We start from the raw sequence: 20,570 nt of genomic DNA on the forward strand, positions 1-20,570 counted from the left end.
CGCGGGGATGACGGCGGCACCGTTGTGGGTATTAGACCAGTTGTAGGTCGCGGGGCCTGGCCTGCGGGAACACGGACTGCAATTGGCTGCTGTTCAAACCCCAGATGCGCCCGAGCAGACCGCTGTACACATCGCGATAATTGTTGAGCACTTGGTAATCGCGATTCTGCAGCAGGTTTTGCTGGTTGACGGCGACCTGTTCGCCCGCGATGCGGCCGCCGTTGACCTTGCCGCCGAGCACCCAGTGCACCGTACCGTGGCCATGGTCGGTACCGTGATCGCCGTTTTCGCGGAAGGTGCGGCCGAATTCGGATACGACCACCACGGTGGTGTTGTTCCACTCATTGCCGAGTGCCGCCGCGTAGGCCGCCAGGCCTTCGCCGAGATTGCGCAGATTGTTGGCGAGCCCGCCGGTGACGTTGCCTTGGTTGACGTGAGTGTCCCAGCCGCCGACGTCGACAAAGCCGAGGCGGTATTGATCGCGCATCAGGGTGGCAATGCGCTGGGTTTCCTGCGCGAAGCCGGTGGCATTCGGCGCACCACGGCTGGCGGCGACCATTTCGTTCTGCAGATCCATCGACACCGTGCTGCGCAGGCTCAGGCCATCCGCGGCGGCGGAGGCGAGCGAGGTGTTTTTATACATGTCGGCCAGGATCGACGCCTGGCGTTCGTCGAAGTTCGCCTTGGTGTTGCCTTTCAAGGAAATATTGGGGATGTCCTTGTTGGCGCCCTGGAAGCTCAACGGCAGGCTGTTGGTGAAGGCAATCGCCGGTACCCCGGTGAGCTGGCTCGACAGGCGCGCCATAAAGCCGGAGCGGAAGTTGCCGCCTTGATTCAGCGGTTCGCCGCGTTCGATATTGTCCTGCGTCTCGAAATGGCTGCGCGACAGATCATCGGTGCCGGCAAAGGGGATGAAAGCTACCTGCTTTTTCTGCCACAGCGGATAGATCGAATCACGCAGCACCGGGTTCATGCCCCAGTTCGCATCGAGGGCAAGCGCCGTGTTCGGATTGTTGTTGTCCGGCTTGGCGATAGCGATGGTCGGGCGCGATTCGTAATAGAAGTCGCTGCTGTACGGCACCAGGAAGCTATTGCAGTCGTAGCCACCGCGCAGGAACACAAACAGGAAACGCGGTGAGCCGGGCGGCGCGGCGAAGAGGCGGCCGGAGAACGACAACGCGGGCAGTGCGGCAGCGCTGGCGGCGGCAAGCAGGAATTCGCGACGTTTCATAAGGAGCCCCTTTAGCGGTAATTGAAGTCGGGCGAGGACAACAGGAAAGTGTTCCATTCCACCTGCGTATTGGCCTTGGCCAGCGCATCGCGCGTGGCGGCGGACAAGTTCGGTTTCAGCGTTTCCTCAAATAACGCAGCGTTGAGCATCGGTGGATCGACATGTGTCACCTGGCCATCCGCGCCGGCAAAGAGACGGTTGCGGCCACTGCCGATGGCGCGTGCTACATCGAAGCGCTTGGCCATCTGGCCGGAGCTGGACCAGCTGGCGTTGTCGGTCGGCCAGCCGTCGGGGGTGACGTGGCCGTACACGGGCTCGGTCATCTGGCCCAGCCAGTTCACCAGCGGATCGGCATTGGTAATCGGTTTGCCGTCGTAGGCCAGGCGCATCGCGGAGACCAGGAACTGGGTGGGATCCTTGAACTTCTTGCCGTAGCCGGCGGTGATGTATTTGGACAGGAACATGGTGCGCACCACGGCGGCGATGTCGCCATCGGTGCGCTGGAAGGTTTCGGCCATGGCATCCACCAGCGGCTGCGGCGGATCGTCGGCGACGAAATACTGCGCCAGCTGGCGTGAGACGAACTTCGCGCAGGCAGGTTGCTGCACGATCAGGTCGACCGCTTGCTGGATTTCATCAAAGCCACTGCCCTTGATGGCGTGGCCGAGAAATTCCTTGTCGGAGAAATCATGCCGACCCGGCAGGAATACGAACAGCCCATCGCGCACGATGCCCGGCCGTTGACGGAAGAACGTGTCATCGACGCCGTTGACGACGCCGGGACCCGTACGTTGCGGCACGATGCCGGCACCGGTCAGGATCAGCGCGAGCTGCTGTACGTCCTGTTGCGTGTAGCCGGAATTGACACCCAGTGTGTGCAGTTCCATCAACTCGCGGGCGTAGTTTTCATTGGTCTTGCCGCGCACGTTCCTGGCATTGTCCAGATAGATCTGCATGGCCGGGCTTTCCAGCGTGGCCATCACCAGATCCTTGAACTTGCCGAGCGCATGCGGACGGATCACGTTTTCTTCGTAGTCGGTGGTGAACAGGCCGACCCCGCCTTTGGGCCCGTAGACGCTGAAGTGGTTGAGCCAGAACCACACCATCTGTTCCTTCAGCTGATTACCGCCGTAGATGGCGCGCAGCAGTTCCACTTCTTCGCTTTGCTTGAACAGATCGCGCCGATACATCTGGAAGTCTTTCTTGGCCATGTCCTTGGCGTTGGTGTCGGCGGCGTCGACTTCCTTGAATTTCTTCTGCTCGTCGCGGTATTCGGCGACCAACTGGGCCGGCGCGGTGTTGTAGACCTCGTAGCTGTTGATCAGCGGAGCGACGGCGGGAGGCAGCGGATCGTCACCGCCTGCGAGTTGTTCGTCGAGAAAACGTGTACGGCCCAGTTCGCGGTAGCGCTCGATGGTGGCGCTGTTCAGGCCGAAGGTGTCGCGCCGCAGCCAGGCGATATCGTCGGCGCTCAGCGTGGCGCTGCCGGCGGCCCGAACCGGAACCGGGCAGGCGAGCGGAGCGGCGGCGAACAGCAACAGCCCCACAAGCTTCGCCCCTCGCCTTAATCGGTGTGGGATGGTCTCGATCTGCATGGTTTGGCTCCCCCCGTTGAGTGTTTAACTCACTCAACGCCCGGCTGTCATTGCGGCTGACCGGAAAGTTGCGAAACGTGAAGAATATTCCGCTGTGATTCACAAATTTGGGGCTTGCGTGTTAACGCCGGGTTACCATGCTCTGCTTCAGAGGGGGAAACCATGCGCAAAGCTTACGATCAGGCTTATTTCGATAAGTGGTACCGCGACCCGAAGCATGCCGTCACGTCTGCGGCCGCGCTCAAGCGCAAGGTGGCGATGGTGGTGGCGCAGGCCGAGTACTACCTGGGCCGGCCTGTTCGCAGCGTGCTGGATGTTGGTTGTGGTGAGGGCGTGTGGCGGGCGCCGCTGCGCGCGCTACGGCCGGATATCCATTACCGCGGTCTGGATGCCAGTGAATACGTGGTGCGCCGTTTCGGGCGCAGCCGCAATATCGGTTTCGCGCGTTTCAGCCAGTTGGCGGAGTTGCGCTTCGATACCCGATTCGACGTGATCGTCTGCACGGACGTGTTGCATTACCTCAAGCCGGCCGAGATCCGCGCCGGCTTGATCGGTATTGGCGAGATGCTGGAAGGCATCGCCTTCCTGGAGGTGTTTACCAATCGCGATGATGTGGATGGCGATCACCAGGATCTCTACCTGCGTTCACCATCATGGTATTTGCGCGCGTTCCATGAAGTGGGCCTGTTGCCGTGTGGATCGCATTGTTATCTCGGCCCGCGCCTGGAACGGCATTTTGCGGCGTTGGAAAGAGCGCAACTTTAACGACGCTTTTCTTCCTCTCCCCTTCGGGGAGAGGACTGAGGTGAGGGGGCAACCTCGCGACGAGCTCCAAAGTTTTGTAGGTTGGGTTAGCGCAGCGTAACCCAACGGAACTTCATCGAAGCGACAACCATCGTTGGGTTACGCTGCGCTAACCCAACCTACGACATACGTCATAGGACTTAGACCAACATCACCTTCACGCCGGCAGCGCGCAGCGCATCAAGCATCTCCACGGAAGCGCTGCTATCCGTAATGACGGTGTGCAAGGCCTGCACCGGCGTGATGACCGACAGGCTGCGTTGCCCCAGCTTGCTGGCATCGAACACGGCGACGGTTTCGCGTGACACGCGAATCATCAGCGCATTGAGCGAGGCTTCCAGCGGGTCGGGCGTGGTGACGCCGACGTCGGGATCGAGACCGTCCACACCCAGGAACAAGCGGTCGGCGGAGATCCGTGACAAAGCCTGTTCCGCATCCGGCCCCACCAGCGAATAAGAGGTTTGCCGCAACAGGCCGCCGAGCATCATCACGCGGATATTCGGCAGGCCGGAAAGCTCCACGGCAATGTTGAGCGCGTTGGTCACGACGGTGAGCGACTCGAACCGCATTTGCCGGATCTGGCGCGCGATTTCGACCGTGGTGGAGCCGGAGTCGAGGATGATGGTTTCGCCATCCTTGATCAGCCTCGCCGCGGCCTGGCCGATGCGCAGCTTTTGCGGATGCGAGCGCGTCTCCTTGATGCTCAGCGGAATGTCGCTGGTGGCGTTTTGCATTACCGGCAACGCACCGCCGTGCGAGCGGGCAATGATGGCGTTGCGCGACAGTGTTTCCAGATCGTTGCGGATGGTGACGGTGGAGGTGCCGAAGCGGCTGGCCAATTCCTCGACCGTGGCGCGGCCGTTGCTCTCGACGTATTCGACAATCAGGCGCCGGCGCTCCTCGACCAGCAGGCGTTGCGAGGGAGCGGTGGCGCGGGCTTCGGTCATGGTCGATGCTTGGCATTCGGGCGACCTTGTCATGGTATCTCTTGCGCAGAATGGTGTCTGCCGGACGCGCGCTTCTTTCGGTGTGGCAAACACGGTGATGTTTTATACCGCCCACACACTGCTGCACGTCTGGTGCGAGCAACTGATACGTGTTTCTGCACACGAGCATGCTGCACGGTTTGAAATTCTTCAGACGCAGTTGGCTGTTGCTGCTGCGAGGCTTATCGCCGCAACCCTCTCCCCGGCGGGCGTAAGGGGGATGTACTTGAGCACCCCACCGGGGAGAGAGCGTGGCGCCGCGAAAATGCTGCGAGGCGGAAGGGGGTGCCTCGCAGCGGCGCGGAAACCAAACCGGTCAGCGCGGATCTGGCGCTCCATATATGTGTGGTGCACGCAGCGCATTGACGCCGCGCAGTGTCTTTCGCGAAGGCAGCGCGACGGCTGAAAAAGCCCCCCTCCACGACGAGCCGGAACGGGGATTCCGGATCGTCGCTGGAGGGCTTGGGAAAAACTCGGCGCGGGCCGTGCGTCTGTCCGTGCTCCGGCGGCAAAACGAGCAAACTGCCGGGAGGGGGCGCGGCAATACATCAGGCGCGCTTGCCATGGAAAAGAGGCCGCTTTGAAAACTTTTTGGGAGTCCTCGAAAAGTGTTGTACCTGATCTTTCATTTCAAATACGCTGTGTCGCCGTCGTATAGTTTCACATTCGAGCGAATCGGGCGAAATGTCAATATTTCATAAGAAATTGAAAGGCGAGACGATGCTGGAGTCGCTCCGAACCGAGCCGCCGGAAGCGCAGCAGGCTGCAGGTTACGCCGACACCCTGCGGGAAATCCTGCAGCAGCCGGCCACCTGGCCAGACACTTTCGATTTGCTATGTAGCACGGCGGCTCAGCAGCGGTTGGCAAAAGCGCTGGATCCGCCGCCAGGCCACATCGTGCTGACCGGTTCGGGCAGCTCCATGTACATCGGTGAGTGCCTGGCGCCCGTGCTGCAAGCCGGCCTGGGCGTGCCGGTGCAGGCGATTGCGGCGGGTACCTTGCTCACCCATTGGCGCAGCGTGCTGGCACCGGGACCGGGGTTGCTGATCTCGTTGGGCCGTTCGGGCGATAGCCCCGAGAGCGGCAGTGTGGTCAGCATGTTGCTGGAGCATGCGCCGGCCTGGCGTCATCTGGTGATCACGTGCAATGCAAACGGCAAGCTCGCCATGCATTACCGCGACGAACCGCGCGTCACCGTGCTGGTGCTGGATGAGCGCACCAACGATCGCAGTCTGGTGATGACCAGCAGTTTCACCAATCTGTTGCTGGCCGGCACAGGCTTGCTGCAAAACACGCATGCGGCGTTGACCGCGAACGCCATCAGTCGTGCGGCAGCGGATGCGCAGCACATCTTCGCCACGCAGGCGGATGCCATCGCTGCGCTGGCGCAGCGCGATGTCACCTCGGCCGTCTATCTGGGTAGCGGAGCGGCCTTCGGTGCCGCGCGTGAAGGTGCTTTGAAGATGCTGGAGATGACCGGCGGCAAGGTGGTCACTGTGGCGGAAACCTTCCTGGGACTGCGCCACGGCCCGATGTCGTTCGTGCACCCGCAGACGCTGGTGGTGGCGCTGCTTTCGCCCGATCCGGCGGTGCGTCGGTACGAGTGCGATCTGCTGCGCGAGCTGTCGCGCAAGCAATTGGGCATGGCCAAGCTGGTGGTGGGTGATGAGATACCTGCCGATGTGCTTGGTCGCGACGATCTGGCGATCAACACCTCGGCAATTTCTGCCGGTGCGGACGTGGCGGCCCTGCTGACCGGCGTGGTGGTCACGCAATTGCTGGCGTTCTTTCGTTGCCTGCAACTCGGGGGCAAGCCGGATACACCTTCCGAAGGCGTGCTCACGCGAGTGGTTGAGGAATTCGCCATCCATGGAGCAGCGCCATGACATCGCTTGCGGACTTCATGGATGGTTCGCTGTTTTCGGTGTGAACGCGCGCCGGCACTCTTCTTCCGAGAGGTTTTCAATGCCCGATCTGATTCGTCATCGGCCAGAACGGATGTCCGGCCGTGCCACGCCGGTGCGTTTCACCGGTCTTTGCCTGGGCCTGTTCTGTGCGTGGCTGGGGAGCAACAGCGTGCGTGCCGACGACGCCATGATCCTGAAGCCGGGCACACCGGTTTATGCAAACCACGGCGGGCAGGCGAGCTTTGGCAATGCAGCGCTGCAAGCGAGCTGGATCGTGGCCGATGGCAAGCTGTCCGCACTGACCATCACCGATCGCGACGATGGTCAGGTGTTGAAGGTGACTGCGCCGTTTACGCTGATGCTGCCGAACCAGCAGTCGATCACCGGCAGTGACATGCATCTGTTGTCCACGCCGGTGGAACAGGTATTACCCGTGAACGCCAAGGCCGCCAATCTGGCCGATCGCTTGCCGGGCAGGGCGGTGACGGCCAGCTTCGGCGATGCGGACGGCCGCTTCCGCGTGGATTGGCAACTGCTGCAACGCGAAGGATCCGCTTATCTGCGCGAGATCGTCACGATCACCGCTTTGCAGCGTGATGAGCCGCTGACCAGCGTCGAGCTGCTGCCTGCCACCATCGATCACGCCGAAGTAGATGGCGTGGTGAAAGGCTCGCCGGTGGTGGCGGGGCGCATGTACCTGGGATTCGAAAATCCGCTGTCCGACAGTGATGTGCGCGGCCAGCACGTGACCCTGTCGATGGCGCGTAGCCTGCCTTTGAGAAAAGGGCAGTCGATTGCTTATTCCGCCGTGGTTGGCGTAACGCGCGAAGGACAGCTGCGGCGCGATTTCGCCACCTATGTGGAGCGCGAACGCGCACATCCGTATCGCCCGTTCCTGCATTACAACTCCTGGTACGACATCGGCTATTTCACCCCGTACACCGAGACCGAGGCATTGGATCGCATCAACACCTTTGGCGAGCAATTGAGCGTAAAGCGCGGGGTGAAGCTCGACTCCTTCTTGTTCGATGACGGTTGGGATGACCGTTCCGGCAGCTGGGGTTTCAGCAAGGGTTTTCCGCACGGCTTTGTGCCGCTGCGCGAAGCCGCTGCCAAATACGGTGCGGCGCCCGGCATGTGGCTGTCGCCGTGGGGCGGTTACAGCACGCCCAAGCAAGAGCGGGTAAAGAATGGCAGGGCGGCCGGTTACGAGATCATCGACGATGGCCTAGCGCTGTCGGGGCCGAAGTATTACCAGCGCTTCCACGATGTGGTGATGAGCCTGGTGGACAAGGACGGCATCAATCAGTTCAAGTTCGACGGTACCGGCAACGCCGACAGCGTGTTTCCCGGTAGCCGTTTCGATAGCGATTTTGCCGCGGCGATCGAGCTGATCAAGGATATCCGCGCCGACCAGCCGGACATCTATATCAACCTCACCACCGGCACCTGGGCCTCGCCGTTCTGGCTGCGCTACGCCGATTCGATCTGGCGCGGCGGCGAAGACGACTGGCACGCCGGCGTAGGCACGGAGCGCGAGCAATGGATCACCTATCGCGATCAGCAGACCTACGAGAACATCGTGATCCAGGGCCCGCTGTTCCCGATCAACTCGCTGATGCTCCACGGCATCATCTATGCACAGAAAAATCCGCGCCTGAATACCGATCCGGGACATGACTTTGCCAACGAAGTGCATTCCTACTTCGCCACGGGCACACAATTGCAGGAGATGTACATCACGCCGTCGCTGCTGAGCGAGCAGGATTGGGACACGTTGGCCGAAGCGGCCAAGTGGTCGCGAGCGAATGCCGATGTGCTGCGTGATACGCACTGGATCGGTGGCGACCCCGGACGGCTGGACGTCTATGGCTGGGCATCGTGGTCGTCGGCCAAATCCATCATTACCTTGCGCAATCCGGATGCGCATGCGCAAACGGCGGTGATCGATCTGCAGCGGCAGCTGGAACTGCCACGCGGCGCGGCGCGGCAGTTCAGTGTGCGCGATGTCTGGAAGACCGGCGGAGCCGTGCCCGCGCATCTGGACGCTGATCATGTGAGCACGATCACGCTGGCGCCGTTTGAAGTATTGACCCTTGAATTGACGCCGTGAGGTACGCTCCGGCGCTCCCTGCAACGCTCTCTCTCCCCGGAGGGGAGCGGGAGTAATTTCTTGTATAAGGTGCTGGATTGATGCAACGACGCGACTTCCTTCGATTTGCAGTCCTCACGCCATTCGCCGCAGCCATGCCCGTTACGCATGCGGCCACCACCAACAACACTGCAACCGAGCCGTTGCCTGACGGCAAGCCCCATCGCTTCGAGCTGAGCCACCAGCACTTTCTGCTCGATGGCGCGCCGTTCCAGATCCGCAGCGGCGAAATGCATCCCGCGCGCATTCCGCACGAATACTGGCTGCACCGCATCCGCATGGCCAAGGCGATGGGCTTGAACACCATCGCCATCTATCTGATGTGGAATTTCCTGGAGCGAGAGCCGGGCATCTTCGACCTGACCACTGGGCGCCACGACTTCGCGCGTTTTATCCAGTTGTGCCAGCAGGAAGGCATGTGGGTGTATCTGCGGCCCGGCCCTTATGTTTGCGCCGAATGGGACATGGGGGGATTGCCGCCTTATCTGCTGCGCGATCCCACCATCCGCGTGCGCACCAAGGATGACCCGCGCTACATGGATGCCGTGGCGCGTTATATGGATGCGGTGGCGCCGCGGCTGGTTCCGCTGATGGCCAAGCACGGTGGCCCGATCCTGATGGTGCAGATCGAGAACGAGTATGCATCGTTCGGTCACGATCTGGACTACCTGTTGCGGCTGCGCGCGATGTGGCAGCAGCGTGGCATCGAAGGGCCTTTCTCGATTGCCGATGGCCTGGCGGAAATCCAGAAGACACGAACCTATGTGCCGGGAGCTGCGCTCGGTCTGGACGGCGACACCGATTTCGCGGCGGCCCAATGGATGGCGGGCGAGGCGCCGGTATGGCAGGGCGAAGGTTATCCCGGCTGGATCACGCACTGGGGCGATCTGGATTTCCAGCGCGGCCACTTCACCAGCACGCTGCGCAAGCTGCTGGCCGAAGGCCGTTCCTTCAACATGTATGTGGTGCATGGCGGCACCAATTTCGGTTTTACCGCCGGCGGCAATGCCAATGACGATTACTCCGGCTTCGAACCGGTGATCACCAGCTACGACTATGGCGCGCCGATCAACGAGCGCGGCGAAGCCACGCCCGATTACCACACTTTCCGCAAGCTGCTGGCAGCACACGTTGCGCATTCCCTTCCGGAGCCGCCGGCGCCGCCGCCCACGGTTCATTTCGATGAGGTGTACGCCAAGCCGTTCGCCTGCATCTGGGACAACTTGCCGTTGCCCGCGCGACACGTGGAAAAACCCAATCCCAACGAGATGCTGTTTGCGCAGGACCACGGCATGGTGGTGTACCGCAAGACGCTGCCCACCGGCGGCATGCTGCATGTCGAGGGCTTGCGCGATTACGGCACGGTGTTCAGCGAGGGCAAATACCTGGATTATCTGTCGCGCGTGAACAAGGCCGGCCTGCACGGGAGCCTGCACGTGGATATTCCGCCGCCGGCCAACGGTGCCGGCGCGATCCTCGACATCCTGGTCGACAGCTTTGGCCACGTGAACTACGGCCAGGCCATCTACGACTTCAAGGGCATTGTCGGTGCGGTCACGCTGGACGGCGAAGAGTTGAAGGAGTGGCAGGCGCACAGCTTGCCGCTGGACGAGGTGTATATCGCCGGACTGCCGCCGATGACGGACACCTCAACGATTCGCCCAGGCATGTTCTTCAAGGCCAGTGTGGAGTTGGCGCAGACCGGTGACTGCTATATCGACATGAGCGCCTGGGACAAAGGCTATCTGTGGGTGAACCGTCAGTTGCTGGGCCGCTATTGGCGCATCGGTCCGCAGCAGCGCTTGTATTGCCCGGCTTCGTGGCTGGTGCGCGGGCATAACGAATTGCTGGTGTTCGACATGCATCTGACCAGCGCCGCGCCGATCAGCTGCAGCGATCGCCTGAGCGGATAGCGATGGTTGGGTAGGTTGGGTAGGTTGGGTTAGCGCAGCGTAACCCAACGGAAATCGATCGAAGCGATAAACATCGTTGGGTTACGCTGCGCTAACCCAACCTACCCAACCTACGCTTAAAACTCGACATGCGCACGCAGTCCCGCAAAACGCGCTGGACCACGATCGCGGTTGTAGCCCGGATTACGGATGAATTGCAGATCCGGGCTGATGCTGAGGTGATGGATAACCGCGATGTTGTAGTAGACCTCGGCAATCTGCTCCGGACCGTAACGCAAGGTGCCGTCACCGAGCAGGAAGCCGTCGCCACCCATTTGCAGGTAATCGGCATGGATGCGCGACAGCCCGTCGATGGCGACGCCGATGCCCAGTCGATCATCCGACCGATCCCAGTGCACGCCGGACAGCTGGAAGCCACCGCTCAGCAAACGATCGACTTCGGTAAAGATGAAGGATTCGGTGTGGCCGTCGTTCCAGCCTGCGCGCATGAAGAATCCGGTATCGCCGTTGTCCGCGACCGGTAGTTCGCCGTTGATGCCGAAACCGAATTTGTGGCGGCCCGGCGCGTCATCGTCATGGATATTCGGCGTCTGGCCGGTGAGTTCGGCGATGTCGATGGCCTGCTGGTAAATGCCCATGTTTCCCTTGTTGTAGTAACCGAGGAAACGCAGGGCCCAGCCATTCGGATCGGGTTGCAGGGTCAGTTCGGCCTGCTGGCCGCTCGATTCGGTAAACGAGTCAATCAGGCGCTGGCCATTGGCTTCATACGGCATCTGGTAGATGCCGTAACGCAGACTCCAGCCTTGCATGATCCAGCCCACCATCACGCCATAGGTGTAGCCGCGCGTATCGGCGGCAAAGTCCCAGGCGGTGTTGTTCCACAGCGACCAGTTCATGAACTGCTCGCGGGTGGAATTGGCGTAGCGGTTCTTGTCGAAGTCGTCGTTGACCGCCATCAGGCCGACCTTGACCTCGATATGTTTGGTCGCTTCGGTACCGGGCAGCTGATCCTGGCCGCGTTCGACCGTATCGGTTGCATCACCCAGCGGACAGGTCCAGCGGAAATAGCCGCGCGCGATATACGGCCCTTTGCCCAGGTTGGCGACGCCGGAGCGGATGATGTCGCCGTTGGTCAATCCGCCCAGGCCTGTCGCGCCGCTGACGCCTTCGCCCTTGAACATTTCCAGGTCGAGGTAGAACTGCAAATGCGCAGGCAACTGCACACCGAAGTACGCGCCGAAGGTGTGCGAACGCGCGGTGGAGCCATTGGGATTGAGGCTGAGCGGCCCCCGGTAAGGCGAATGCACACGCGACTGATTCTGATCCACGAAGGTGTATTGCGCGCCCAGCCATTGCGGTACGAACAGCGGTGCGTCATCGGCGTGCGCCGCCAACGGCAAGGCGGCGAGTAGCAGGCACGACAATATCTTGCGATGGTTTAGACGTTTAAACGTGCTGATCATGAGCGGAAAAAACGGACGTCCCCATCGCTAGTGCGCCGGTGATGCTGCAGGCTGGGTAGCGAACTGTCAATGTCGCCGCGGGCGTAGGTTGGGTTAGCGCAGCGTAACCCAACGGAATTCGATCGAAGCGATAAACATCGTTGGGTTACGCTGCGCTAACCCAACCTACGCCAACCTACCCAACCCGGCGGCTACGGCAAGGCGTTGAGGAGTGGACGGAAAAGCAAAAGGCCACCTTGCGGTGGCCTTTTGTTTTCATCGTATGCAAGACATCACGCAATGCGTGAAGCTCGCTTGCGATCGTTTTCCGTCAGATGCTTCTTGCGCAGACGGATTTCCTTCGGCGTGACTTCGACCAGTTCGTCGTCGTCGATGAAATCCAGTGCCTGTTCCAGCGAGAACTTGGTGGCGGGGGTCAACTGGATCGCATCGTCCTTGCCCGAGGCGCGCATATTGGTCAGCGGCTTGGGCTTGATGGCGTTGACGGTGAGATCGTTGTCCTTGGCGTGAATGCCGACCAGCTGGCCTTCATAGACCGAGTCGCCTTCCGCCGCGAACAACTTGCCGCGATCCTGCAGCGGACCGAGCGAGTAGGCGGGTGTGGTGCCGGCGGCGTTGGCGATCATCACGCCGTTGAGGCGCTTGGCGATCTGGCCTTCTTCTTTCGGGCCGTAGTGGTCGAACACGTGGAACAGCAGGCCCGAACCCTGGGTGAGGGTCTTGAACTGGTTCTGGAAGCCGATCAGGCCACGCGCCGGGATCATGTATTCGAGGCGCACACGACCTTTGCCGTCGGGCTCCATGTTCTTCAGCTGACCCTTGCGGACGCCGAGGCGTTCCATCACCGGACCCTGGTGGTTCTCTTCCACATCGACCACCAATTGCTCGATCGGCTCCATCTTCTGGCCGTCGATCTCCTTGATGATCACTTCCGGGCGCGACACGGCGAACTCGTAGCCCTCGCGGCGCATGTTTTCGATCAGCACCGACAGATGCAGTTCGCCACGGCCCGACACCAGGAACTTGTCGGCGTCGGAACCTTGTTCGACCTTCAGGGCCACGTTGTGCACCTGCTCGCGGTCCAGGCGGTCCTTCAGCTGGCGGCTGGTCAGGAACTTGCCGCCGGAGAGATCCTTGTTGCCGGCGAACGGCGAGTTGTTGACCTGGAAGGTCATGCTGATCGTCGGTTCGTCGACGGTCAGTGCCGGCAGCGCTTCGGGCGTGTCCAGCGCGCAGACGGTGTCGGAAATGGTCAGCTCCTGGATGCCGGAGATGGCGACGATGTCGCCCGCTTCGGCGCTGTCCTGCTCGATCCGCTCAAGGCCGAGGAAGCCGAGCACCTGCAGCACCTTGCCCTGGCGCTTCTTGCCGTGGCGATCGATCACCGCCACCGGCATGTTCTTCTTCAGCGTGCCGCGCTGGATGCGGCCGATGCCGATCACGCCGACAAAGTTGTTGTAGTCCAGCTGGCTGATGCGCATCTGGAACGGACCGGTCGGATCCACTTCCGGCTTCGGCGCGTGATCCATGATGGCCTGGTACAGCGGGGTCATGTCGCCTTCGCGGGCGTCCTGATCAAGCGAGGCATAGCCGTTCAGCGCCGAGGCGTAAACGATCGGGAATTCCATCTGTTCCGGGGTCGCGCCGAGGCGATCGAACAGATCCCACACCTGCTCCACGACCCACTCCGGACGCGCGCCCGGGCGATCGATCTTGTTGACCACGACGATCGGCTTGAAGCCCATCGCGAACGCCTTCTGGGTGACGAAGCGGGTTTGCGGCATCGGGCCGTCCATCGCGTCGACGAGGATCAGCACGGTATCCACCATCGACAGCACGCGCTCCACTTCGCCGCCGAAGTCGGCGTGGCCTGGGGTGTCGACGATGTTGATGCGGTTGCCGCGCCAGGTGATGGCGGTGTTCTTGGCCAGGATGGTGATGCCGCGTTCTTTTTCCTGGTCGTTGCTGTCCATCACGCGTTCAGCCAGCACGGTGCGCTCGGACAGGGTGCCCGACTGCTTCAGCAGCTGGTCGACGAGGGTGGTCTTGCCATGGTCGACGTGGGCGACGATGGCGATATTGCGCAGATTTTCGATGGACATGGCTAAAGGACTCGGGCGGGCCGTAAGGCCGCCGCGCAGGTTCTGGTGGGGTAAACCGGACAATTATACGGAGTTATGTGACAGCTTGCTTGAAGTGAGCGCCGGTGAGCTGTGTGGCGGCGTAGGTCGGGTTAGCGCAGCGTAACCCAACGGATATTTTGGCCTGCGGTGTGGCGATGTTTTAGCGCCTCGGCGCCAGAAGCTCTTAACGTTCTGGGGCATTAACAAAGCTGCGGGGCCCACATATCCGTTGGGTTACGCTGCGCTAACCCAACCTACGAAGCTCGGTGGTGCGTGGAATGGTACGAGTGTCTTCGATGCAAGGGATCGAGTTTGTAGAGGGCGAGGTGCGCGCCACCACCCATCGCGATGGCGATGATCTGCTGAGCGCGGGCCTCGGCCTGGCCGGCCTGCAGGGGCCGTTGTCGCCTTTTGCGGATCCCGGCCATCCGACTGCGCAGGCATTGCGCCGGCGTGCGATCCAGACCAGCTGGAAGGGCATTGCCGATCTGGGGCCGCTGGGTGGCTTCGGCAGTGTCTATGGCGCGGTGCCCGCGGTGCCCGGCAGGGAGTATCAGGCCTTCGCCAGGATTCCCGGCGCGCATGCGCCACATCGCGTGCTGGCGCAGGTGCCGGATAACTTCGACCAGGACCACCGCTGCCTGGTGGTGACGGCTTCGTCCGGTTCACGTGGCATCTACGGGGCTATCGCGCTGGCGGGCGCCTGGGGGCTGCCGCGTGGATGTGCAGTGGCCTATACCGACAAGGGTACGGGCTCCGGTTATTTCGATTACGCCGACGACAGCGGCGTGGCGCTCGATGGCCAGCGCGCCACGCGCGGCAGCACCATGCTGGAGTTCGAGCCGGCCACCGCGCAAGGCGCGGGCATTGCCATCAAGCATGCGCATTCGCGCGACAACCCCGAGGCCGATTGGGGCCGCCATGTATTGCAGGCCGCGCAGTTTGGTTTGGCGATGCTCGATCGTGCCTTCCCGGAGCGGGCGCCTTTCACGCCGCACAACACCCGGATCATCGCCACGGGTTTGTCGAACGGTGGTGGCGCGGTGTTGCAGGCTGCCGGTCTGGATGAGCAACACATGCTGGCCGGCGTGGTTGCGCTTGAGCCTAATGTGCACACGCCCGGTCACGGACGCGCGCTTTACGACTACATGAGCGAGGCTGCGTTGTGGCTGCCCTGCGCCTTGCTCGACGAACGCTTTGCTTCGACGGCCCTCGCGCGCGATGCGCATGGCGCGCCGCATGCCGCTTGGGTGGCCCGTTGCACCAGCCTGCATGCGCTCGGCTGGCTGAAAGCGAGCACGCTCGATGCGCAAGCCCGCGAGGCATACGAGCATTTGCGCAGCACGGGATGGACCGATCAGGTGATGGCAACCGCCGCCGCTTCGACTGCGCTGGATCTGTGGCGTGTGATCGGCGCCGCGTACGCATCGGCTTATCTGCGGCGCGGCGCTGACGATATGCCCGGTGGTTATCGCTACGCGGCGCTGGTCGGCGGCGAGCCAGGTGTTGCCGATGCGGCGACGCGTGCAAGCTGGTGGGCGGAAGCCTCCGGCATTCCACCCGGCAACGGTGTCGGTTTGCTTGGCGGTACCGACGACAGCGCTGATCCGGCACTCAGAGACCTCACCAGCCTGCGCCGCCTGTGGACGGGCGATGATGCGGATGCGCGCGCCCTGCATGCGTCGCTGCAGGCGCTGGCCGCCCATCTGCCGCGCAAGGAGTTGCCCTTGTGGGTATTGCACGGCGCGGACGACGGCCTGCTGCCGACCATCTTCACCTCCGAGCCGTATGTTGCCTGGCTTCGGTCCGAAGGACGCCGGCCGCTGTACTGGAAGCTGCCGCATGCGCAGCACTTTGATGCCTTCCTCGCCTTGCCGGGATTTGGTGACAAGCATCTGCCGCTGCTGCCGTACGGCTATGCGGCGCTGGATCGTCTCTGGGCGCATCTGTTCCAGGGCGAGGTCTGGCCGGCCGAGCTGTCGACCCCGGCCGGAACCGCCCGGGGCGCGGGTGCGCTGCAAGCCGGCATGCTGGGGCTGTAAGGAAGCCGGGAACGGGAAGGGCCGATCTGGCGAAACGCTGGTTCGAGGCTTTGAATCAGCGATGCCAGGCCCGTGCTTGAGGCGGGGCGAATGCGGCGATGCGATCCCCGTTATCAAGCGGTATTCTTAGCGATTAGCCGCCCGGCCTCCCGGGCACCCTGTCAGAACAGATCTAAGGAACACCGATGGCCATCAATATCACGATCACCACCAACCGCGGTCCGATTCATCTGCGTCTGCATGACGACAAGACCCCGGTAACAGTGGCCAGCTTCGTCAATCTGGCGCGTCGCGGTTATTACGATGGTTTGTCGTTCCATCGCGTCATCGCCGACTTCATGATCCAGGGCGGTTGCCCGGAAGGCAGCGGCCGCGGTGGTCCGGGCTACCGTTTCGAGGACGAATTCGACGGCTCCCTGCGCCATGACAAGCCGGGCATCCTGTCGATGGCCAATGCCGGTCCGCGTACCAACGGCAGCCAGTTCTTCATCACGCACGGTCCCACGCCCTGGCTGGACGGCAAGCACAGCGTGTTCGGCGAAGTGCTGGGCGCCGAAGACCAGAAGGTGGTCGATGCGATCAAGCAGGGCGATACGATCGAAAAGGTCACCGTGGAAGGCGATGTCGATGCCTTGCTGGCCGCCCAGGCCGAGCGCGTGAAGGAGTGGAACACGGTGCTCGATCAGCACGGCTGAGCGCTCTTTCCAACACCTGAAAAGCCAAGGCCGCCAGGCTCGTCCTGGCGGCCTTTTTTCACGCCGCTGTTACCACTCTGTCGCCAGGGCGGACATAACATTCAACGGTTGGATCCCTATCTTCGAAGGAGTGCGGCGATGTCCATTCTCGGCAATTTGGGCAATCTGTTGGGTGGCGGCCAGAATGATGCGAGCGGCGCATCGTCACTGGTCGGCGTGGCGGGGCAGTTGATTCAAGAGGCGGGCGGCATCCAGGGCCTGGCCAGCACACTGCAGCAGCATGGTCTGGGCGATGCAGTCCAGTCCTGGATCGGCAATGACGCCAATCAGGCGATTTCCGGCGATCAGCTCAACCAGGTGCTGCAGAAGGCGGGGCTGGACTCGGTGGTCTGCAATGCAGCCAGCAAGTTCGGTGTGGACCCGGGAGAGTTGATGAATCAGGTGGCCCAGGTGCTGCCGCATGCGGTTGATCACGCGACCCCGGATGGGCAGGCACCGGCTGGCGGTGGCTTCGATCTTTCCATGCTGGGTGGCCTGGCCGAGAAGCTGCTTGCAGCCAGGACCGCCTGATCCCGGTCGGTATTTACAAAAAGCACGGCGTGGCGATCCGCCGTGCTTTTTTTGCATGCCGCAGGCAGCGCGGTCAGTGCTCGATAAGTTTCAGCACGAACAGCAGGATTACCGCGCCGACAATCGACATCAGGAAACCGGCCGTGTGGAACTTCTGCCCCGGCGCGGGCTTGTTGAACATGGTGCCGATGAATCCGCCGATCACGGAACCCACGATGCCCACGATGGTGGTCATGATGAAGCCGTAGTGGGCGGCGCCCGGCACGATCCAGCGGGCGATGAGGCCGACGAAGAAACCAACGATGATGGACCAGATAAGGCTGAACATAGGCATCTTCTCCTTGAGTCTGTGTCTGGGCTGGCGATCAGATGACGTTCTCCGCTCAGGTCTGTAGCGGCTAGGGGGCAGAGCGCCCCGGGACATGATGCTGGCGGGAGCCGCCACTGCAATAGGAGTTTTTCGGCTCCGAAAGGGATTCGCGGATGACGCAGCGCCGCATGCTAAAATCGCCGGGTTTGTTGCCTCCGTCCCCCCTCCGAGGAAACCATGCCCCAGCTCGCCCAGCGTGTCGGCCGCGCCAAACCCAGCGCGATCATGGTCATCGCCGAAAAGGCGAAGCAGCTCAAGGCTGCCGGCCACGACATCATCAGCTTCTCGATCGGCGTTCCGAATTTTCTTCCCGGCGAACACGTCTACGCGGCAGCCCGCGAAGCGCTTTCGCACGATAGCGGCCAGTACGGCAGCAACCGTGGTGCCGATACCCTGCTGGATGCTTTCCTCAGGCACATCGAAGCACTGGGCTTCAACGGCTACACCCGCATGAATCTGGCGGTCGGCATCGGCGCCAAGCAGGTGCTGTACAACCTGGCCGAAGTCCTGCTCAACGACGGCGAGGAAATCTGCTTCGCCGCACCGTACTGGACCACCTACCACGACATCGCCGATATCGTCGGGGCGAAGGCCAACGTGCTGCACTGTGGTCCTGCGCAGAACTACAAGCTCACGCCGCAGCAGCTGGACAGTGCGCTGGCGCGCAGGCCGAAGGTGTTCCTGTTCAACAATCCGTCCAACCCGACCGGCATGGTCTACACGCGCGAGGAAATCGCCGCGCTGGCCGACGTGCTGGCGAAGTATCCGGATACCTGGATCATCACCGACGACATCTACAACTCGATGGTGTTCGACGGCATCGGCTACCACAACTTCGTGTTTGCGCGCCCTGAGCTGCGCGATCGCCTGGTGTTCGTCGATTCGGTCTCCAAGACCTACGGCATGCCCGGCTGGCGCGTGGGCCTGATCGCCGGGCCGGAATCGGTGGCCAAGGCCATCACCACGCTCAATTCCAATCACATCACCAGCGTGCCGGAAGTGATCAACGCCGCGGCGATTGCCGCGTTCAGCGGCCCGCAGGATATCCCGCAGGCCAAATGCCGGGAGTTTTCCGAGAAGCGCGACATCGTGCTGGGCGCGCTGGCGAAGATTCCCGGTGTGGTGTGCCCGCGTCCGCAGGGTGCGTTCTACGCCTTCCCGGATATCTCGGTAGCGTTCGGCAAGAGCCACAGCGGCAAGCGCATCGAAAACGATGTCGACCTGTGCGCCGCCTTGCTCGAAGCCAAGGGCGTCGCCTGCGTGCCGGGCTCGGCGTTTGGCGAACCGCGGGCGATGCGCATTTCGTATACCTGTCCCACGGCTCAGCTTGAACCCGGCCTTGCCCGCATCATCGAGTTCTTTGCTGAATTGAACTGATTCATCTCCCCGGCCCGCGTTATACGATGCGGGCCTTGTTTTATGCACCTGAAGGAGTTGCCACGATGAAAGCCCCCGTTCGTGTTGCCGTGACCGGCGCTGCCGGCCAGATCGGTTATGCCTTGCTGTTCCGTATCGCCGCCGGCGACATGCTCGGCCCGGACCAGCCGGTGATCCTGCACCTGCTCGAAATCACGCCGGCGCTGCCTGCGTTGCAGGGCGTGGTGATGGAGCTCAACGATTGCGCGTTCCCGACGCTGGCTGGCGTGGTCGCCACCGACGACGTCAACGTCGCCTTCAAGGATGTCGACTATGCGCTGCTGGTCGGTGCGCGTCCGCGCGGACCGGGCATGGAGCGCAAGGACCTGCTCGAAGCCAACGGCGCGATCTTCTCGCCGCAGGGCAAGGCGCTCAACGATCACGCCAAGCGCAGCGTGCGGGTGCTGGTGGTCGGCAACCCGGCCAACACCAATTCGCTGATCGCCCAGCAAAACGCCCCGGACCTGGATCCGAAGTGCTTCACCGCGATGGTGCGCCTGGACCACAACCGTGCGTTGTCGCAGCTGGCCGAAAAGACCGGCAAGCACACCACCGACATCAAGAAGGTCACCATCTGGGGCAACCACAGCTCCACCCAGTATCCGGACCTGCATCACGCCACCGTCGACGGCAAGGCTGCGCTCAGCCTGATCGACCAGAACTGGTACGAGAAGGATTTCATCCCGACCGTGCAGCAGCGCGGCGCCGCCATCATCAAGGCACGTGGTGCTTCCTCCGCCGCTTCGGCCGCTTCGGCCGCGATCGACCACATGCGCACCTGGGCCCTGGGCACCGCGGAAGGTGATTGGGTCTCGATGGGCATTCCGTCGGATGGCTCCTACGGCATCAAGCCGGGTGTGATCTATGGCTACCCGGTAACGGTGAAGAACGGCAAGTACGAAATCGTGCAGGGCCTGGACATCAACGAGTTCTCGCGCGCACGCATGGATGCCACCGACAAGGAACTGCGCGAAGAGCGCGCTGGTGTCGAGCATCTGTTTGCCAAGAAGTAAGTTTCGGATTCATCGCTGTGGAAATGAACGGCCATCCTTTATGGGGTGGCCGTTTTTTTTGTTGGTTGAATTGCTTTGGGCTTGATTTGGTGGGGGACTCGGTATTTTTTTGTACTCTTTTGTGGTGGTGTTTCGCATTGCTGTGCATTTCGTTGGTTGAGGCATTGCCTGCGGCGCTTTCGGCCTAAAGGCCGAGTCACTTTTCTTTGCTGGCCCAAAGAAAAGTAACCCAAAGAAATGGCCTGAAAGGCTCGTGGCGTGGGTGGGATAAAAGCTTGAGCGTTGGCGG

16 protein-coding genes are annotated in these 20,570 nt (G+C 62.0%); 9 read left to right on the forward strand and 7 right to left on the reverse strand.

Translation table 11 applies throughout. The features are described from left to right. Positions 1-31: 31 nt before the first annotated feature. Together ISP19_RS00175 and ISP19_RS00180 are read right to left on the reverse strand one after the other, a co-directional pair. Positions 32-1,231 (reverse strand): DUF1501 domain-containing protein, encoded by a 1,200-nt coding sequence (locus tag ISP19_RS00175; protein ID WP_204678231.1) that lies wholly within the window; start codon positions 1,229-1,231, stop codon positions 32-34. Between the two features lie 11 nt (positions 1,232-1,242). Beyond that, positions 1,243-2,826, reverse strand: a complete 1,584-nt coding sequence (locus ISP19_RS00180) for a DUF1800 domain-containing protein (protein ID WP_204678233.1) — start codon at positions 2,824-2,826, stop codon at positions 1,243-1,245. 162 nt (positions 2,827-2,988) lie between these two features. Between ISP19_RS00180 and ISP19_RS00185 the strand changes: the two genes are divergently transcribed. Continuing rightward, positions 2,989-3,591, forward strand: coding sequence for a class I SAM-dependent DNA methyltransferase (locus ISP19_RS00185; RefSeq protein WP_204678235.1), 603 nt, complete (start codon positions 2,989-2,991; stop codon positions 3,589-3,591). A 179-nt stretch (positions 3,592-3,770) separates the two neighbouring features. Here ISP19_RS00185 and agaR read toward each other — a convergent pair whose 3' ends face one another. After that, positions 3,771-4,577, reverse strand: coding sequence for a transcriptional repressor AgaR (gene agaR / locus ISP19_RS00190; RefSeq protein ID WP_204678237.1), 807 nt, complete (start codon positions 4,575-4,577; stop codon positions 3,771-3,773). 759 nt (positions 4,578-5,336) lie between these two features. On the opposite strand from agaR, the gene ISP19_RS00195 reads away from it, so the two are divergent. From ISP19_RS00195 to ISP19_RS00205, 3 genes are all read left to right on the forward strand, one after another. After that, positions 5,337-6,503 (forward strand): SIS domain-containing protein, encoded by a 1,167-nt coding sequence (locus tag ISP19_RS00195; protein ID WP_204678239.1) that lies wholly within the window; start codon positions 5,337-5,339, stop codon positions 6,501-6,503. Between the two features lie 79 nt (positions 6,504-6,582). Continuing rightward, complete coding sequence (locus tag ISP19_RS00200; RefSeq protein WP_239556282.1) at positions 6,583-8,637, forward strand: enterotoxin; 2,055 nt, start codon at positions 6,583-6,585, stop codon at positions 8,635-8,637. An 80-nt stretch (positions 8,638-8,717) separates the two neighbouring features. Next, entirely contained in the window at positions 8,718-10,589 is a 1,872-nt protein-coding gene (locus tag ISP19_RS00205) for a beta-galactosidase (RefSeq protein WP_204678247.1), read from the forward strand. 116 nt (positions 10,590-10,705) lie between these two features. On the opposite strand, the gene ISP19_RS00210 is transcribed toward ISP19_RS00205, so the two are convergent. Then, positions 10,706-12,052: a carbohydrate porin gene (locus tag ISP19_RS00210; protein WP_204678254.1), complete on the reverse strand. Its 1,347-nt coding sequence runs from the start codon at positions 12,050-12,052 to the stop codon at positions 10,706-10,708. Positions 12,053-12,324: 272 nt separating this feature from the next. After that, positions 12,325-14,154, reverse strand: a complete 1,830-nt coding sequence (typA, locus tag ISP19_RS00215; protein WP_204678256.1) for a translational GTPase TypA — start codon at positions 14,152-14,154, stop codon at positions 12,325-12,327. A 317-nt stretch (positions 14,155-14,471) separates the two neighbouring features. On the opposite strand from typA, the gene ISP19_RS00220 reads away from it, so the two are divergent. The 3 genes from ISP19_RS00220 (at position 14,472) to ISP19_RS00230 (ending at position 17,482) form a co-directional block, all read left to right on the forward strand. Next, a complete protein-coding gene (locus ISP19_RS00220) occupies positions 14,472-16,217 on the forward strand; it encodes a 3-hydroxybutyrate oligomer hydrolase family protein (RefSeq protein WP_204678258.1) in 1,746 nt (581 codons plus the stop codon). 185 nt (positions 16,218-16,402) lie between these two features. Further along, on the forward strand, positions 16,403-16,912 hold the full coding sequence (locus ISP19_RS00225) for a peptidylprolyl isomerase (protein WP_204678260.1): 510 nt from the start codon (positions 16,403-16,405) through the stop codon (positions 16,910-16,912). A 138-nt stretch (positions 16,913-17,050) separates the two neighbouring features. Beyond that, positions 17,051-17,482 (forward strand): YidB family protein, encoded by a 432-nt coding sequence (locus tag ISP19_RS00230; protein WP_204678262.1) that lies wholly within the window; start codon positions 17,051-17,053, stop codon positions 17,480-17,482. A 73-nt stretch (positions 17,483-17,555) separates the two neighbouring features. Here ISP19_RS00230 and ISP19_RS00235 read toward each other — a convergent pair whose 3' ends face one another. Continuing rightward, positions 17,556-17,810 carry a GlsB/YeaQ/YmgE family stress response membrane protein gene (locus ISP19_RS00235; protein ID WP_204678264.1) on the reverse strand — a complete coding sequence of 85 codons (255 nt, stop codon included), beginning with the start codon at positions 17,808-17,810 and terminating at the stop codon, positions 17,556-17,558. 219 nt (positions 17,811-18,029) lie between these two features. On the opposite strand from ISP19_RS00235, the gene ISP19_RS00240 reads away from it, so the two are divergent. Together ISP19_RS00240 and ISP19_RS00245 are read left to right on the forward strand one after the other, a co-directional pair. Further along, complete coding sequence (locus ISP19_RS00240) at positions 18,030-19,229, forward strand: aminotransferase class I/II-fold pyridoxal phosphate-dependent enzyme (RefSeq protein WP_204678266.1); 1,200 nt, start codon at positions 18,030-18,032, stop codon at positions 19,227-19,229. A gap of 65 nt (positions 19,230-19,294) precedes the next feature. Continuing rightward, positions 19,295-20,281 (forward strand): malate dehydrogenase, encoded by a 987-nt coding sequence (locus tag ISP19_RS00245; RefSeq protein WP_204678268.1) that lies wholly within the window; start codon positions 19,295-19,297, stop codon positions 20,279-20,281. 38 nt (positions 20,282-20,319) lie between these two features. Here ISP19_RS00245 and ISP19_RS00250 read toward each other — a convergent pair. Next, a partial coding sequence (locus ISP19_RS00250; RefSeq protein ID WP_204678270.1) for a hypothetical protein occupies positions 20,320-20,570 on the reverse strand: 251 nt, incomplete at its 5' end.

Origin of the sequence: Dyella flava (genome assembly GCF_016904955.1) — a bacterium.
GTDB classification, from domain to species: Bacteria; Pseudomonadota; Gammaproteobacteria; order Xanthomonadales; family Rhodanobacteraceae; genus Dyella_B; species Dyella_B flava.

Bases quoted from the DNA above. Each gene is read 5' to 3' on its own strand.
- ISP19_RS00230 (WP_204678262.1), top strand. From the start codon at position 17,051: ATGTCCATTCTCGGCAATTTGGGCAATCTGTTGGGTGGCGGCCAGAAT.
- ISP19_RS00240 (WP_204678266.1), top strand. From the start codon at position 18,030: ATGCCCCAGCTCGCCCAGCGTGTCGGCCGCGCCAAACCCAGCGCGATC.
- ISP19_RS00220 (WP_204678258.1), top strand. From the start codon at position 14,472: ATGCAAGGGATCGAGTTTGTAGAGGGCGAGGTGCGCGCCACCACCCAT.
- ISP19_RS00245 (WP_204678268.1), top strand. From the start codon at position 19,295: ATGAAAGCCCCCGTTCGTGTTGCCGTGACCGGCGCTGCCGGCCAGATC.
- ISP19_RS00200 (WP_239556282.1), top strand. From the start codon at position 6,583: ATGCCCGATCTGATTCGTCATCGGCCAGAACGGATGTCCGGCCGTGCC.
- ISP19_RS00235 (WP_204678264.1), bottom strand. From the start codon at position 17,810: ATGTTCAGCCTTATCTGGTCCATCATCGTTGGTTTCTTCGTCGGCCTC.
- typA (WP_204678256.1), bottom strand. From the start codon at position 14,154: ATGTCCATCGAAAATCTGCGCAATATCGCCATCGTCGCCCACGTCGAC.
- agaR (WP_204678237.1), bottom strand. From the start codon at position 4,577: ATGACCGAAGCCCGCGCCACCGCTCCCTCGCAACGCCTGCTGGTCGAG.
- ISP19_RS00210 (WP_204678254.1), bottom strand. From the start codon at position 12,052: ATGATCAGCACGTTTAAACGTCTAAACCATCGCAAGATATTGTCGTGC.
- ISP19_RS00195 (WP_204678239.1), top strand. From the start codon at position 5,337: ATGCTGGAGTCGCTCCGAACCGAGCCGCCGGAAGCGCAGCAGGCTGCA.
- ISP19_RS00225 (WP_204678260.1), top strand. From the start codon at position 16,403: ATGGCCATCAATATCACGATCACCACCAACCGCGGTCCGATTCATCTG.
- ISP19_RS00175 (WP_204678231.1), bottom strand. From the start codon at position 1,231: ATGAAACGTCGCGAATTCCTGCTTGCCGCCGCCAGCGCTGCCGCACTG.
- ISP19_RS00180 (WP_204678233.1), bottom strand. From the start codon at position 2,826: ATGCAGATCGAGACCATCCCACACCGATTAAGGCGAGGGGCGAAGCTT.
- ISP19_RS00185 (WP_204678235.1), top strand. From the start codon at position 2,989: ATGCGCAAAGCTTACGATCAGGCTTATTTCGATAAGTGGTACCGCGAC.
- ISP19_RS00205 (WP_204678247.1), top strand. From the start codon at position 8,718: ATGCAACGACGCGACTTCCTTCGATTTGCAGTCCTCACGCCATTCGCC.